General features: G+C 72.2%; 10 protein-coding genes. 5 read left to right on the forward strand and 5 right to left on the reverse strand.

Features of this window, described 5'->3' with window-relative positions; genetic code table 11:
- Positions 1 to 4 precede the first annotated feature (4 nt).
- The 5 genes from scpA to E1267_RS03485 all read right to left on the reverse strand — a co-directional run bounded on the left by scpA (position 5) and on the right by E1267_RS03485 (position 8,830).
- Positions 5 to 2,152, reverse strand: a complete 2,148-nt coding sequence (scpA, locus tag E1267_RS03460) for a methylmalonyl-CoA mutase (protein ID WP_132329683.1) — start codon at positions 2,150 to 2,152, stop codon at positions 5 to 7.
- The gene (locus tag E1267_RS03465) at positions 2,149 to 3,897 is read right to left on the reverse strand and encodes a methylmalonyl-CoA mutase family protein (protein WP_132329685.1); all 1,749 of its coding nucleotides are present in this window, start codon (positions 3,895 to 3,897) and stop codon (positions 2,149 to 2,151) included. Before E1267_RS03465 ends, scpA begins: the two co-directional genes overlap by 4 nt.
- 185 nt (positions 3,898 to 4,082) lie before the next feature.
- A complete protein-coding gene (locus E1267_RS46150) occupies positions 4,083 to 5,912 on the reverse strand; it encodes a peptidoglycan-binding protein (RefSeq protein ID WP_246063402.1) in 1,830 nt (609 codons plus the stop codon).
- A gap of 82 nt (positions 5,913 to 5,994) precedes the next feature.
- Positions 5,995 to 6,933, reverse strand: a complete 939-nt coding sequence (mtnA, locus tag E1267_RS03480) for an S-methyl-5-thioribose-1-phosphate isomerase (protein WP_132329687.1) — start codon at positions 6,931 to 6,933, stop codon at positions 5,995 to 5,997.
- Positions 6,934 to 6,964: 31 nt separating this feature from the next.
- Positions 6,965 to 8,830, reverse strand: a complete 1,866-nt coding sequence (locus E1267_RS03485) for a CASTOR/POLLUX-related putative ion channel (RefSeq protein WP_132329689.1) — start codon at positions 8,828 to 8,830, stop codon at positions 6,965 to 6,967.
- Positions 8,831 to 8,951: 121 nt separating this feature from the next.
- On the opposite strand from E1267_RS03485, the gene E1267_RS03490 reads away from it, so the two are divergent.
- From E1267_RS03490 to E1267_RS03510, 5 genes are all read left to right on the forward strand, one after another.
- Positions 8,952 to 10,370 carry a serine/threonine-protein kinase gene (locus E1267_RS03490; RefSeq protein ID WP_132329691.1) on the forward strand — a complete coding sequence of 473 codons (1,419 nt, stop codon included), beginning with the start codon at positions 8,952 to 8,954 and terminating at the stop codon, positions 10,368 to 10,370.
- A gap of 59 nt (positions 10,371 to 10,429) precedes the next feature.
- Positions 10,430 to 11,539, forward strand: coding sequence for a DUF5925 domain-containing protein (locus E1267_RS03495; protein WP_132329693.1), 1,110 nt, complete (start codon positions 10,430 to 10,432; stop codon positions 11,537 to 11,539).
- Between the two features lie 132 nt (positions 11,540 to 11,671).
- Positions 11,672 to 12,721 carry a C39 family peptidase gene (locus tag E1267_RS03500; RefSeq protein ID WP_246063405.1) on the forward strand — a complete coding sequence of 350 codons (1,050 nt, stop codon included), beginning with the start codon at positions 11,672 to 11,674 and terminating at the stop codon, positions 12,719 to 12,721.
- A gap of 4 nt (positions 12,722 to 12,725) precedes the next feature.
- Positions 12,726 to 14,582 (forward strand): dipeptidyl-peptidase 5, encoded by a 1,857-nt coding sequence (locus tag E1267_RS03505; protein WP_132329695.1) that lies wholly within the window; start codon positions 12,726 to 12,728, stop codon positions 14,580 to 14,582.
- Positions 14,579 to 15,841 carry a M20/M25/M40 family metallo-hydrolase gene (locus tag E1267_RS03510; RefSeq protein WP_132329697.1) on the forward strand — a complete coding sequence of 421 codons (1,263 nt, stop codon included), beginning with the start codon at positions 14,579 to 14,581 and terminating at the stop codon, positions 15,839 to 15,841. Before E1267_RS03505 ends, E1267_RS03510 begins: the two co-directional genes overlap by 4 nt.
- Positions 15,842 to 15,886 lie beyond the last annotated feature (45 nt).

Here is a 15,886-nt window from a genome sequence, read left to right on the forward strand (position 1 = left end):
AGCCCTAGGGACGCTTCCTCAGCTGGTCGATGAGGTCGAGGGCGGCGTCGGCGATCACGGTGCCCGGCGGGAAGATCGCGGCGGCGCCGGCGGCCCGCAGAGCGTCGTGGTCGTCCGGCGGGATGACGCCGCCGACCACGATCATGGTCTCGCCGGCGTCGTGAGCGGCGAGGGCCTCGCGCAGCGCGGGCACCAGCGTGAGGTGGCCGGCCGCCAGCGACGACACGCCCACGATGTGCACGTCGGCCTCGACCGCCTGCCTGGCGACCTCTTCCGGCGTCTGGAACAGCGGGCCGACGTCGACGTCGAAGCCCAGGTCGGCGAAGGCGGTGGCGATCACCTTCTGGCCGCGGTCGTGACCGTCCTGGCCCATCTTGGCGACCAGGATGCGCGGGCGTCGTCCTTCCGCTCGCTCGAAATCGGCGCAGGCCTGGCGGGCGCGTTCGATGGCGGCGGAGGGGCCTGACTCGTCGCGGTACACCCCTGAGATGGTACGGACCTGCTCGGCGTGCCTGCCGAAGACCCGCTCCAGCGCGTCGGAGATCTCGCCCACGGTGGCCTTGGCGCGGGCGGCGTCGACGGCCAGCTTGAGCAGGTTGTGCTCCAAACCGGGCGCTGGGTTGTCGGCGGCCTTGGTGAGCGCGGCGAGCGCGTGCTGGACGTCGGGCTCGTGGCGTTCGGCACGGAGCCTGGCGAGCTTGTCGAGTTGCTGGGCGCGTACGGAGCTGTTGTCGACCTTGAGCACCTCGATGTCGTCGTCACCGGTGGCGCGGTACTTGTTCACGCCGATGACGGGCTGGCGGCCCGAGTCGATGCGGGCCTGGGTGCGGGCGGCCGCCTCCTCGATGCGCAGTTTGGGCAGGCCCGCCTCGATGGCCCTGGCCATGCCGCCGGCGGACTCGACCTCCTGGATGTGCTCCCAGGCGCGTGCGGCGAGGTCGTGGGTGAGACGTTCGACGTAGTAGGAGCCGCCCCACGGGTCGATCACCTGCGTGGTTCCCGACTCCTGCTGGAGGAGGAGCTGGGTGTTGCGGGCGATTCGGGCGGAGAAGTCGGTGGGCAGGGCGAGGGCCTCGTCCAGGGCGTTGGTGTGCAGCGACTGGGTGTGGCCCTGGGTGGCGGCCATGGCCTCGACGCAGGTGCGGGCGACGTTGTTGAAGACGTCCTGCGCGGTCAGGGACCAGCCGGAGGTCTGGCTGTGCGTACGGAGGCTCAGGGATTTCGGGTTTTTGGCGTTGAATCCGGAAACGAGCTTCGCCCACAACAACCGGGCGGCGCGCAGTTTGGCGACCTCCATGAAGAAGTTCATGCCGATGCACCAGAAGAACGACAACCGCGGCGCGAACCGGTCGATGTCCATGCCCGCGTCGACCCCGGCCCGCAGATATTCGACGCCGTCGGCCAGCGTGTAGGCCAGCTCCAGGTCGCATGTGGCGCCGGCCTCCTGGATGTGGTACCCGGAAATGCTGATCGAGTTGAATTTCGGCATCTTCTCGCTCGTATACGCGAAAATATCCGAAATAATCCGCATCGACGGTGCCGGTGGATAAATATAGGTGTTGCGTACCATGAACTCTTTGAGGATGTCGTTCTGGATCGTCCCCGCGAGTTGTTCCGGCGCGACACCCTGCTCCTCGGCCGCCACGATGTACAGCGCGAGAACGGGCAGCACGGCGCCGTTCATGGTCATCGACACGGACATGCGGTCGAGCGGGATCCCGTCGAACAACTGCCTCATGTCGTAGACGGAGTCGATCGCCACCCCCGCCATGCCCACGTCGCCGGCGACACGGGGATGGTCGGAGTCGTAGCCTCGGTGCGTGGCCAGGTCGAACGCCACCGACAGGCCCTTCTGCCCCGCGGCGAGGTTGCGGCGGTAGAAGGCGTTGGAGTCCTCGGCCGTGGAGAAGCCCGCGTACTGGCGGATCGTCCACGGCTGGTTGACGTACATCGTGGGGTACGGGCCGCGCAGGTAGGGGGCCGCGCCGGGATAGGTGCCCAGGAAGTCGAGACCGTCGAGGTCGCCGGCGGTGTAGAGCGGCTTGACCTCGATGCCCTCGGGCGTCTCCCACACCTCGCCCGCCGGCTCGGGGGCGTCCGTCCCCGGCTTGGGCCCGCCGTTGAGGGGGATGCCGGAGAAGTCCGGGATCATCGGGTCACCTCCAGGTCGTCGAAGGTCGTGCGGAGCACGGCCAGCGCGTCACAGCCCGCGTGCAGGGTGGCGTCCACGCCCTCGTAGTCTCCCTTCCCCGCCAGCCACACCTTCTTCGCCCCGGCCTTGCGCAGGGCGGCGGCGACGGCCGCGGCGTGCTGGTCGTACAGCTTGTCGCTCGAGCACAGGCAGGCGACCGTCGTGCCGCTGACGGCGAAGGCGGTGGCGATCTGCTCGGGGTCGGCGCCCGGGCCCGCGGTCTCGGTCTGCAGGCCGCCCGCCTGGAACAGGTTCGCCGCGAACGCCGCCCTGGCGGTGTGGACGGCCACAGGGCCGATCGTGGCGAGGAACACCTTGGGACGCTCGGCCTGTGCGTCGGCCAGATCGCGCAGTTCCTCGAAGGGCTCGGCGTAGCGCACCCGGGGCAGCCCCACGCTCCCGCCGTCGTCCGGTGCGGTTGTGCCGGAGGCCGACGCGGGGCGCAGGGGTTTCTCGTGGAGGTCGGGGTATTCGCTCACGCCCGTGATGGGCAGGCGCCGGTGGGCGATGTCGTCGGCGCGGCGGTCACGGGTGGCGGCGATCCGCTCGGACACCGACCCGGCCGCCGCCGTGAGCCCTCCGGCCGCCTCGATCTCCTGGAACCAGTCCCACGCCCGCTCGGCCAGGTCGGCGGTGCGGCGTTCGACGTACCAGGAGCCGCCCGCGGGGTCGATCACCCGCCCCGCACCCGCCTCCTCGATCAGCAGCGCCTGCGTGTTGCGGGCGATGCGGCGGGAGAAGGCGTCCGGTGACCGCAGGCGGGCGTCGAACGGCCGGACGGTGACCGCCTCGGCTCCGCCCACGCCGGCGGCGAAGCAGGCGAGCGTGGTGCGCAGCATGTTGACCCACGGGTCGCGGGCCGTCATCATGGCCGCGCTCGTCACGGCGTGCTGCGCCTGACCTCCGTGCTCGGCCGCGCCGCAGACCTCGGCGACCCTGGCCCAGAGCCGGCGTGCCGCGCGCAGCTTGGCGATGGTGGCGAACTGGTCGGCGGTGGCGGCGTACCGGAACTCGATCTGCCCCAGCGCCTGCTCGACGGAGAGCCCGCCTCCGGTGAGCGCCCGCAACTCGGCGACGCCCTGTGCCATCGAGCAGCCCAGCTCCTCGGCGTCGCTCCCGCCGGCGTCATGGTAGGGCGTCGCGTCGGCGACGACGGCCCGCAGCCCGGGGAAGTCGGCGACGCAGCGCCGCGCCAGCCGGGCCCCGAGCTCGCCGGAGGCTCCCAGATTGCCGCTCAGCGGGGTGCCGCGGGCGGCGGCGAGCCCGAACAGCGCCTGCGCGGCCTCCTCCGCCCGCCCGCCGGCCTCCAGCACGACGGGCGCCAGGTCGAGATAGACGTCCTTCAGCACCGTGCCCAGCTCGCCCACCGGGATGGCGTCCGGCCCGACGACCAGCCACAGCGAGGTACCGCCGTTCTCCAGGTCGGCCAGCACGGCCTCGGGGTCGGCCACGGTGTGCCGTTGCCGCACGTCCCATCCGGGCACGGCCCTGGCCCCGCGCACGTAAGGGGCCGCCCCTGGCAGGCCCGGATCTCCAGGAAGGTCGCCGGCGTCGTAGAGCGGGGCGACCGCCACCCCGTCGTAGGTCGGGGTGGACAGCGCCTCCTCGGGAGAGTCCGCCTCGATCCCGGATCTACGCAGGACCGCCACCGCCAGCGCCCGCCAGTCGTCGCGCGACACAGGCGCGAACCCCGCTGCCAGTTCCATGTTCGGATAGTAGGCGGAAGGCCGCGAACCGAGTAACCCAGGGTCCACCCCTACACGAGATCAGCTGGTCGGGGCCTCCCACGCCAGCCGCCACGTGATCGGGCCCACGATCCCGTCGTCGTCGATCCCCTGCACGCGGCGGAAGGCCGCGAACCGAGTAACCCAGGGTCCACCCCTACACGAGATCAGCTGGTCGGGGCCTCCCACGCCAGCCGCCACGTGATCGGGCCCACGATCCCGTCGTCGTCGATCCCCTGCACGCGCTGGAAACTGCGGCACACGTCGCGCGACTCGGGACCGTACGCGCCGTCCACGTCGATGTCCCAGCCGCGTTTCCTCATCTGCGCCTGCCACGTGCGTACGTCCTCGCCGCGTGTCACCGGCGGATACCTCAGCAGCCGCCCGGGGAACGGCGGCGCCGAGGGCGGCGGCGGTGGCTCGGCGGTGCCGCCGGGGCGCGGGGCGCCACGCCTGACCCAGGCGTAGAGAGGGTCGCCGGGGCAGGCGGTGGCGTAGCCGTCGCGGTGCCCCTTGATCTCCTTGCCGGCGCGGCCACTGGCGCGCAGGTGCTCGATCGCGTCGAGGACGGCGTGCAGGACGCCGTCGGGCGGCTGGACGAGCCCGGTGCTGCCCACCAGCCCCAGCACGGCGTAGTGGCCGGAGTTGAGCCCCGGGCCGTTGGCGGCGGGCAGATGGTGCGGCCCGCGCCCCTGGAACACCTTCCGGTGCGGGCAGGCGATCATGGTGTTGCCGGTGAAGTAGACGGTCCCGTCCCTGCGCGCCAGCCAGCTCTGGTTCTCGATCCTCGGGCACCAGATCCGGCCGTCGTAGGTCTCCTTCCGGATCGTCATGCCCGCCGCGCCGCGCCGCGCGGCCGGTCGCGGCACGACGTGCCGCCGCCTGCCGACGGAGACCTTCCACCCGCCAGGTCCGTTGCCGTCCGCAGGCGGCACACGGTGCAGCGACGCCTCCGACCCCGACAGCAGCACGGCCAACATGAACGCCTCCGCCGCCGTACGGTCCTCGCGCGCGAACCCGTCCGGCCCGTCCCCGCCCGCCAGGCAGGTCGCCACGTACAGGTCGAGCTGGGACCTGGTCAGGCAGAGGAGGAAGCCGAGTGCGGGCACCCCGCCGGGCGCCGCCTCCAGCAGCTCCCGGCCCGCCCGGGCCGGGAGGCGGAACGCGGCGCGATCGTCCGAGAGCGTCTCCCGCCATGCCCCACCCCGGTGGAGCCGGTCGGCGGGAGGGCCGAGGACCGCGTGGAGCGCTGCACGGATGCGCATGAGGTGCGCCTCGTCGTCCGGCGGCCGGTGGATCGCGACGCCGCCCCCGGCGCGGTCGACGGCCCCGGCCGTGCAGAACCACGCGAGCAGCTCGACGAAGGCGTCCGACCACTTCGGCTCGGCCGGCAGGTCGGCGCAGGGAGCGGCGATCGTGATGCGGTCGTCGCCGGCGATGGTCTCGGTGGTGACCCACCGGCGCTCACGCACGGTGACCGTACGGCCCGCCCTCGCAGCGGGCAGCCACGTCGCGCCCGGCCCCCTCCACCGCAGGGAGCCGGGGACGCGGCGGCGGCGCTCCACCGGCCAGCGGTGATGGGGCGTCGTCAAGGAGGAGTGACCGGCGCCGCGCATGCGGATCATCTCCCGCTCGCGCGGGGGGAACACGCACACCTCCAGCACGGGCTGCCACACCGACATGCCCGTGCCGTGGTCGAGGGTGAGAACGAGGTCGCCGGGACGCAGCTCGCACCAGGACCTCCAGCCCTGCCGGGTGAGGATCTCGGTCTCCTCGTCCACGCAGTAGCCGATGTCGATCCAGCCGTTGCCGTCCATGTGGTGGCTCTGGATGGAACGTACCAAGGCCGTGCAGGCCTCGTGGTCGGAGACGATGCCGGGATCGACCCTGCCACCGGTGTAGTGGACCTTCACGCCTTTGGCGGAGTCGAGCTGCGTGTAGTCGCCGCGTGGGGTGCGAGCGTTCCAGTCGCGCCTTGATACCAGGTCGATGGCCACAGGTGAGCTCCGGGGGTCGCTGTCGGTGACGACCGAGCGTAACGCGGGCGGCGCGGGCAGGTCCTGGAGATGGGGGATTTGGTCAGGGGCGGATGATCCGCTGGTCCGTCACGATCGCGGTGATGAGGTCGTGCGGCGTCACGTCGAACGCCGGGTTCGCCGCGCGCGTGCCCTCCGGGGCCACGCGCACCCCTCTGAAGGCCACGATCTCGTCCTCGTCGCGGTCCTCGATCGCGATGTGCTCGCCCGACGGGGTGTTCTGGTCGATCGTGGACTCGGGCGCGACCACCACGAACGGCACCCCGGCGCGTTCGGCGCCGAGCGCGAGCGCGTACGAGCCGATCTTGTTGGCGGTGTCGCCGTTGGCGGCGATGCGGTCGGCCCCGACGAGCACGGCGTCAACCTCGCCCTTGGCCAGCAGGTAGGGGCCCGCGGAGTCGGCGATGAGCCGGTGCGGCGCTCCCATCCTGGCCAGCTCCCACGTGGTGAGCCGGGCGCCCTGCAGGAGGGGGCGGGTCTCCAGCGCCAGCACCTCGGCCAGCCGCCCGCGTTCGTGCAGCGTCTGGACGACGCCCAGCGCGGTGCCGCGTTCGACGGCGGCGAGCCCGCCGGTGTTGCACACGGTCATGATCCGCAGCCGGTCACCGGCGAGGAGGTCGGCGCCGCGCTCTCCCATGGCCCTGCAGGCGGCGATGTCGGCGTCGCGGACGCGCAGCGCGGCGGCGAGCACCGCGCCGGGGCCCTCGGGCAGGTGCTCGGCGACCTGGTCCACGCCCCACGCGAGGTTGACGGCGGTGGGCCTGGCGGCGCGGAGCCGGGCGATCAGTTCGGGGTCGCCGCCCGCCAGCACCACGCCCAGCGCGCCGGCCACGCCGAGCGCGGGGGCGCCGCGCACGGCCAGCCGCCTGATGGCGTCGACGAGCTGGTCAACGGTGTGGATGCGCAGCATCACGCACTTGTCGGGCAGGAGGGTCTGGTCCACCAGCTCGACCGCGCCGTCAACCCAGTCAATGGTCCTCACGGGGCACACGGTAACCCACGGCGGCGTGGGTTCACCGTTCGGCGAGCACGATCACCGAGTCCGCCTCCTCCAGGACGATGGGCTCCGTCTTGTCCGGGTTGAGGACGATCCCGTAGTGCGGGGGGTTGTTCCTCGCCGTGTTCTTGCGGTAGCCGATGGCCGTCTCGCCCCTGCGCCTGGCGGACTCCACGACCGTGGAGAAGGAGACCTTCGCCCCCGTCTTGACGTACGAGGCGGCGGGGCGCGGGTAGATCTCCGATCCCCGCGAGTCGAACAGGTAGCCGAAAACGTCCGCCAGGTGACGGTTCTCGGCGAGCTGGGCGAGGAGCAGGCCGATGACGGTGTCGCTGATGACGATGTCGTCGGCCTGGGTGACCTCGGCCAGCGAGCGGTTGTTCTCGTCGTGCATCTCGCTGACGATCGAGTAGTGCTCGCCGAGCGCCTTCTGCATGTCGCGGAGCTGCAGCAGCGTCATGAGCGTGCGCGTGTCGGAGTGGCGCGGGTCGAAACGGTCGTCGCTGAGCACGATGACGTGCTGGAAGAGGCCGACACCGAGCGACTCCAACGCGAATCGGTCCGTGGTGTCGCAGTCCTTGACGTTGACGGTGAGGTTGCGCAGGCCGGCCAGGCCGGTGCCGGCCTTGGGGTGGTCCGCGGCGATCTCCAGGACGGCGCCGGGGGCGACGTACCCGTCGAGGTAGCGGACGATCTGCTCGGCCCTGCCGTTCCAGTTGAGCAGCAGCGTGCGCTCCGGCTCGGTGCGCGGGCGCCCGGCCTCGACGATGGCGCCGTCCTCGATGTACGGCATGCCGGCGGCGAGCCGTACGTGGGAGTCGTCGTGCGCGATGACGATGACCTGGTCGTCGGCGTTGATGACGGTGTCGTCCTGCGGGTTCAGCACGACGCCGGACGGCCGGCGCAGCCCGATCAGGGAGGCGGTCTGGTACGCGTGCAGCGCCTCGCCGTACGTGACGCCGACGAGCTTCTTCGGGGTGCGCAGGTAGATCTCGCCGCCGTCGAAGTTGAGCAGGTCCATGCACACCACGGACATGCCGGACTGGCGCGAGGACTGCACGATGAGCCGGGAGGCGGTGTCGTCGGAGTCGACCAGGTGCACCTCGTCCCCGCCGGCCAGGCGGGCGGCGGCCATGTTGCGGCTGGAGGTCAGCGCCGCGACGGCCGGCGGGTGCACGCCCTCGCGCTTGGCCAGCGCGAGCAGGATCTTGATGACGTGGGCGTCGGGGTCCTCCCGCTCGGGTGAGAGCACGACGACGGAGCGGGCCGCCGCCAGGTTCATCAGGTCGAGGTCGTGCGGCTCGGTGGGGCGCCCGGTGCGGCAGACGATGCGCGTCTTGCCCAGGTCGCCCGCCTGCTCGCGAACCTGCTCTTCCATTTCCAGTTTGTCACGTTCCGCCAGGATGGCGATCACCGAGCTGCGCTGGCTCGCCTGCGCCTTGGCCAGCTCGGCCACGATCGTGAAGATCTGGTCGGACCAGCCGAGCACCACCGTGTGGCCGGACTCGACGATCCGCGAGCGGCCCCTGCGCAGGCGGTCGACCTTCTGCTTGAGCCCGTTGGAGAGCAGACCGACGAGCATGCTGACGATGAAGATGCCGCCGAGGGAGCCGGCGAACATCACCGACATGTACGCCGTCGAGCCTTCGTCGCTGGAGATCTTGCCCGGGCTGAGCGCGTGCATGAGCGCGAGCCAGAGCACGTGTCCAGGACCGGTCACGCCCTCCGGCTCGTTGGGCGCGAACCAGAGCGTCAGCACCGTGACCACGACGATGAGGGCGAGCGACACCATGGCCAGCCAGCCGATCAGTGAAGCCGTCCCCCTGGACATGGTGTTGTCGAACCAGTACCGCGCCCGCTCGCGGAACGTGATCTTCGACACTTCCCCTCATACCTCCGCCTAAGGAGTGATTTAACCCAGCGGTCTAAGGTACCGGTGGATCGCGGCTTCCGCATGGCGAAGGGATCTTTGCCGCGTGCGGGACGACGGTAACGTATCGCCCATGGTGACCCCCCTGACACCAGACGACCCGGCGTCGCTGGGCGGCTACGCCCTGGCCGGCCGGCTCGGCGAGGGCGGCCAGGGCGTGGTCTACCTCGCCCACTCCCCCTCCGGGGAGCAGGTCGCCGTCAAGCTGCTCGGCACCGGCGACGCCGAGACCAGGGCCAGGCTCGCGCGGGAACTCGATGCCCTCGCGGGCATCGCCTCCTTCTGCACGGCGCGGGTGCTCGACGTCTCCACCAGCGGCCCGCGGCCCTACGTGGTCAGCGAGTACGTCGACGGCCCCTCGCTCTCCGAACGGCTACGCGAGCGCGGCCCGCTGCGCGGCGGCGACCTGGAACGCCTGGCGGTGGGCACGGCCACGGCGCTGGCGGCCATCCACGCCGCCGGGATCGTGCACCGCGACTTCAAGCCGTCCAACGTGCTGCTCGGCCCCGACGGGCCCCGGGTGGTCGACTTCGGCATCGCCAGGGCGGAGGGGGCGGCGACCATGACCTCCGGCCTGATCGGCACGCCCGCCTACCTGGCGCCCGAACAGATCAACGGCTCGCCCGCGGCTCCGGCCTCCGACGTCTTCGCGTGGGCCGCCTCCATGGTGTTCGCCGCCACGGGCACGACCCCGTTCGGGGCCGACACCGTCCCCGCCGTGCTGCACCGGGTGCTGTACGCGGAGCCGGACCTGTCGCCGCTGCCGCCGCGCCTGCGCGAGCCGATCGCGTCCTGCCTGTCGAAGGACCCCGCGCGCCGGCCCTCGGCGCAGCAGCTCATGGTGTCCCTCGTCAACCCCGCCCAGCCGCCCGCCGGGGCCGCAACCCGCGAGACGCGAGGCACCCGTAAACGCGGGTGGCTGATCGGCGCGACGGCGGTCGTGGTCGCCCTGGCCGCGGGCGCGGCGACGGCCCTGTTCATCGACGGCGCCCCCTTCGTGACGGGTGACCGCTCGGCCACGGCCGTCCCTCCCACGCGGTCGCAGGCCGCCGGCACACCGTCGCCGACCGGGCAGCCGGACTCGGCGTCGCCGTCCGTTTCCGGCACCGCGTCCGCCGACGCCTCCCCCACCGGGTCCGAGCCGTCCGCCCGGGAAATGCGGATCCCGGCCCGCTTCGAGGGTGACTGGAGGGGCCGTACCACCAGCACCAGCCCGATGGACCCCGACGACAACGAGAACAGGGTGGAGCTGAAGGAGGGCGAGTCCACCGCCAAGTGGTCGGAACGCGACGGCGACGACGACTGCAGGGGCACCATCACGCTGACCGAGGTGGCGCAGACCCGGCTGACGTTCGCCCTCGGCCAGCACGAGGGCGGTTGCGTCCCCGGCACCATCGTGCTGGAGCTGCAGGGCGACTCGCTCACCTATACCTGGCGCGACGTGCCCGGCCTCGGTCTCATGACGCAGACGGGTACCCTCGACAAGGAATGAGCACTGTACCTCCAGGAAACCCTTCGACATCCGACGACCCCGCGGAGATCATTACCGATATGTCTGTGATCAGGGAGGTGCCGTTCCCCAGCCCGGACGCCTCGGCGCTGCCGATGAACATCTGCATCGACGACGCCGACTCCGCCATCGACCTCATCGACGCCCTGGCGCTGTCGCCGTTCGCGACCGGCGCGCAGCCCTGGTCCCGGCTGGCCAACCTGGAGCGCGTACGCCCCGAGGCCACGCTCAGCCCCGCCGAAGGCCGGGTGGTGCGCACGGCGCGGGTCGAGGACGGCCCGGAGTCGCGGCTCATCAGCGGTGACGGCTGGACCCTGCGCGTCGTGCGCCACCGCGACCGCACGGCCACGGTCAGCGTGACGGCGGTGAGCGAGGAACTGGCCAAGTCGGTGCTCCACGAGGCCATCGAGGGCGCGGAAGAGGCCGTGCCGGACGTCGACCACGTCGAGATGGGCTTCTGGTGGCGCGGCACGCACGGCGGCACCCGTTCGGAGCGGCCGATCACGGCCCAGTCGTGGGACGAGATCAGTGGCAACTACTCCGGCCAGGTGCGCGCGTCCCTCGGCAAGCTGATGTCCGTCACGCCCTCCGACGTGAACGGCCGGCTCATCCTCCTGCACGGCCGGCCGGGCACCGGCAAGACCACGCTGCTGCGCACCCTGGCCAAGCAGTGGCGCGACTGGTGCCAGGTCGACTGCGTGCTCGACCCCGAGCGGCTGTTCAACGAGCCCGGCTATCTCATGGAGGTGGCGGTGGGCTACGACACCGACGAGGACGCCCAGCGCTGGCGGCTGCTCGTCCTGGAGGACTGCGACGAGCTGATCAGCGCCGGAGCCAAGGCCCAGGCGGGCCAGGGGCTGTCGCGCCTGCTCAACCTGACGGACGGCCTGCTCGGCCAGGGCCGCGACGTGCTCGTGGCGATCACCACGAACGAGGACCTCGCCCGCCTCCACCCCGCCGTCGTGCGCCCGGGCCGCTGTCTGGCGCAGCTCGAGGTGGGGCCGCTGAGCAGGGACGAGGCGATCGCGTGGCTCGGCACCTCGCGGGGCGTTGGCCCGTCGGGCGCGACGCTCGCGGAGCTGTACGCGCTCCGCTCGGGCCGCGAGATCCCCCACTCCTTCGGCAACGACTCGACCGGCCTGTATCTCTGACCACCGGGGACGCGCGCTCGGCACGGGCGGGCGGCGGGCGTCCCCGGCGCGGACGCCGCCCGTCGTGACGACCCGGGCAGGTACGTAAACCATCCGATGTGCGACACGGGGTGCGAAAGCACAATATGGGTGGTGCTCACCGTCGACCTGTCCCCCGTGGCCTTCGCCCGCTTCGCGGTGCCCGGCGACGGCCCGGGCACCTGGACCGGCGAGGAGCACCCGATCGGCTTCGCCGCCACGCAACTCGTCCCCTCGTGGACGGCCCGCACCCCGCCCGGCGCCTGGATCGAGATCGCGCTGCGCGCCAGGACGGCGTCCGGCACCCGCACCAAGTGGTACGTCATGGGCCGTTGGTCCGAGCACGGCGATCCGCGAACATCCGTCCCCGGCCAGGGCGACGGGGACGGCGACGTGGCGGTGGACACGTTCGTCGCCCGGTGTCCCGTCGTGACCTGCCAGCTCCGGATCACCCGCCACGGCGAGGGCGCCCGCGTCACCGGCCTGGGCGTGATGGCCTCGGCCCTCCCCCGTCACCCGGCCGCGCCGAGCGCCGCGCGTGCCACCGCGCACGTGGTTGCCGCCGAGCTGGCGGTGCCCCGGTACTCGCAGTACGCGCACACCGGCCATCACCCCCGCTGGGACGGTGGCGGGGCGAACTGGTGCGGCCCCGCTTCGGTGGCCATGGTGCTCGGCTTCTGGGGCCGCGGCCCTGGCCCGGACGAGCTGGCCTGGGTCGGGGCGGACGATCCCGCTCCGATGGTGGATCACGCGGCCATGGGCGTGTACGACGAGAGCTACCAGGGCACCGGCAACTGGCCGTTCAACGTCGCCTACGCGGGCCGGTACGGCCTGGCCGGCTTCGTCACGCGGCTGCGGTCGGCGGCGGAGTTGGAGCGGTTCGTACGGGCCGGCATCCCCGTGATCACGTCGCAGTCGTTCAAGGCGGGCGAGCTGGCCGGCGCCGGCTACTCGACGAACGGGCACATCCTGGTCGTGACGGGTTTCACCGCCGGGGGCGACGTCGTCGTGAACGATCCGGCCGCGCCGGTCGGGGCGGAGGTCCGCCGGGTCTATCCGCGGGCGGCGTTCGAGCGCGTGTGGCTCGGGAGCAGCGGCGGGATCGTGTACATCCTTCACCCACCCGAACATCCCCTTCCTCCCTGTACGAATGGCAATTGGTGAATTGATGAGTATTCGACCGATCGACGTAGCCCGTACCGACGGCGGCCCTCAGTGGGTGGAGGCAGTGGCAACGCCCTCAGGCACCGAGGTCTGGTGGGACGAGCCGCGCCCGCACGAGGGCGGCCGGCGCTGCGTGGTGCGCCGCCTGCCCGGCGGCTCCCGCGTGGACGTCCTGCCGCCCGGCTGGAACGCGCGCAACCGGGTGGTCGAGTACGGCGGCCGCTCCTGGCGCCCCCTGCCCGGCGGCGGTCTCGTCTTCACCAACTGGGCCGACCAGCGCCTCTACCGCCTCGACGCGGGAGGTGACCCGGTGGCGATCACTCCTGTGGGTACGTACCGATACGCGGACCTGTACCTGCCCCCGGGACGTGAGGAGGTGTGGGCGGTCAGGGAGACGGACGACGTGCGGGACCTGGTGGCGGTGCCCCTGGACGGCGGCCGGGTCAGGGTCATCGTCAAGGCGCACCATTTCCTGATGAACCCGCGGATCTCACCCGACGGCCGCTCCGTCGCGTGGATCGGCTGGGACCACCCCAACATGCCCTGGGACGGCACCGAGCTGTGCGTGGCCGAGCTGCGGCCGGACGGCACGGCCGGCCCCCACCGGGTGGTGGCGGGCGGCCCGCGCGAGTCGGTCGCCCAGGCCGAGTGGCGCGACGACACCGCGCTGTACGCGGTCACCGACCCCACCGGCTGGTGGAACGTGCACCTCGTGCCCGCCGGCGGCGGGCCGGGCCGCAACCTCACCCCGATGGAGCTGGAGTTCGGCAGCGCGGCGTGGAAACCCGGCATGACGTACATGGCGCTCGCGGACGACGATGACCTGGTCGTCGTGTACGGCACCGCCGACCGCCGCCGCCTCGGCGTGCTGGACCCCGAGACCGGCGACCTGCGCGAGATCGGCGGCACGGCCACCCACTGGTCCTCGACCGTGTCGGTGGCGGACGGCCGGGTGGCGGCGGTGCGCGCGACGCCGTACACACCGCTGGAGGTCGCGCTGGTGGGGCTCGACGGCGCATACGAGATCGTGTCGGCGCCCAAGCCGCTGCCGGACCGGGCCCTGCTGCCCACGCCGGAGGCGATGACCATCGAGGACGTGCACGCGCACCTCTACCCGCCGTCGGGGGCCACCGGCCCGAGCCCATACGTGATCTTCGTGCACGGCGGGCCGACCGGGCACATGCCGATCGTGCTCGACCTGGAGATCGCCTACTTCACCAGCAGGGGCATCGGCGTGGCCGTGGTGAACTACGGCGGCTCGACCGGCTACGGCCGGGCCTACCGGGAACGGCTGCGCCACCAGTGGGGCGTGGTCGACGTGCAGGACTGCGCAAAGGTCGCCCGCGGCCTGGTGGAGCTGGGCCGGGCCGACGCGTCGAGGATCGCCGTGCGCGGCGGCAGCGCCGGGGGCTGGACGACGGTGGCGGCGCTCGTCCACAGCGACGTGTTCGCGGGCGGGGTCGCGCACTACGCGATCACCGATCCGGAGAGCTGGGCCGCGGAGACGCACGACTTCGAGTCCCGCTACCTCGACGGCCTGGTGGGGCCGCTGCCCGAGACGCGGCAGCGCTACACCGAGCGTTCGCCGCTGCTGAACGCCGCCCGCGCGTCGGGCCCGTGCCTGATGCTGCACGGCCTGGAGGACGCGATCGTGGACGTCGGGCAGGCCGAGCGGTTCACCGCCGAGCTGGACCGGCACGGCAGACCGTGGGCCCTGCTGACGTTCCCTGGCGAGCAGCACGGCTGGCGCAGGGAAGAGACCATCGTCGCGGTGCTGGAGGCCGAGCTGGCCTTCTACGGGCTGATCTTCGACATGGAGACGCCCGAGGTGCCGCCGTTGACGCTTAAGGGGAGAGCATGAAGAGCGTTGCCGAGATCTGCTCGGATCTGATCAGGTTCGACACCACCAACCCGGGCTCGGGTGAGCGGCCAGCCGCCGAGTACGTCGCCACCCTGCTGGCCGACGCCGGGCTGGAGCCCGTGGTGTTCGAGTCGGCGCCGAAGCGGACCACCGTCGTCGCCAGGATCGCCGGCGACTCCCCCGACGCGCTGCTCATCCACGGCCACCTCGACGTCGTGCCCGCCGACCCGGCCGAGTGGCGGATGCATCCGTTCTCCGGGGAGATCGTGGACGGATGCGTGTACGGACGGGGCGCGGTCGACATGAAGGGCTCGTGCGCGATGACCCTCGCGACCGTGCTCGACCTGGCGGCCCGGGGGGTGCGTCCGAAGCGGGACCTCGTGCTGGCGTTCCTCGCGGACGAGGAGGCCACGGGCGACTTCGGCTCGCGGCACGCCGTGACCGAGCACCGTGAGCTGTTCGACGGCGTCACGGAGGCGATCAGCGAGTCGGGCGGCTTCAGCGTGGCCTCCGGCGAGCACCGCGTCTACCCGATCGCGGTGGGCGAGCGCGGCACCGCCTGGATGACGCTGACCGCGCACGGCGTGGCCGGCCACGGCTCCCGCCCCGCCGTGGACAACCCCGTCGCGACGCTCGCGCACGCCCTGTCGCGGGTGGCCTCGCACCAGTGGCCGGTGCGCCTGACGCCGCCGGTCGCGGCGCTCATCGAGCACCTGTCGGAGATCACCGGGCAGCGTATCGACCTCGACCGCCTGGACGAGGAGGCCGCCCGCCTGGGACCGCTCGGCAGCCTGTTCAAGGGCCAGATCCGCAACTCCGCGAACCCGACGATGCTGGACGCCGGCTACAAGGTCAACGTGGTGCCCTCGACCGCCGGGGCGCACGTGGACGGGCGGTACCTTCCGGGGCTGCGCGAGGAGTTCCTGGAGACCATCGACGCGCTGCTCGGGCCCAAGATCACCCGCGAGTTCGTCAACCTGGAGGACGCGCCCGCCGCGCCGTACCCGTCGGTGTTCTTCGACGAGCTGGCGGGCTCGCTCATGGCCGAGGACCCGCTCGCACGGCCGGTGCCGTACGTGATGGCGGGGGGCACGGACGCGAAGTCGTTCGCGCGGATCGGCATCAAGGGGTACGGCTTCGCACCGCTCATGCTCCGGCCGGACCTCGACTACTTCGGGATGTTCCACGGCAAGGACGAGCGGGTGCCGGTGGAGGGGCTGGAGTTCGGCACCCGGGTGCTCGCCCGCCTGATCGCCTGAGCCGCCCGGCGCGCCCCTCCCCTGAGCCCAGGCGGCGTGACGGAG

Origin of the sequence: Nonomuraea longispora, assembly GCF_004348345.1 — a bacterium.
In the GTDB taxonomy this organism is placed as follows: Bacteria; Actinomycetota; Actinomycetes; order Streptosporangiales; family Streptosporangiaceae; genus Nonomuraea; species Nonomuraea longispora.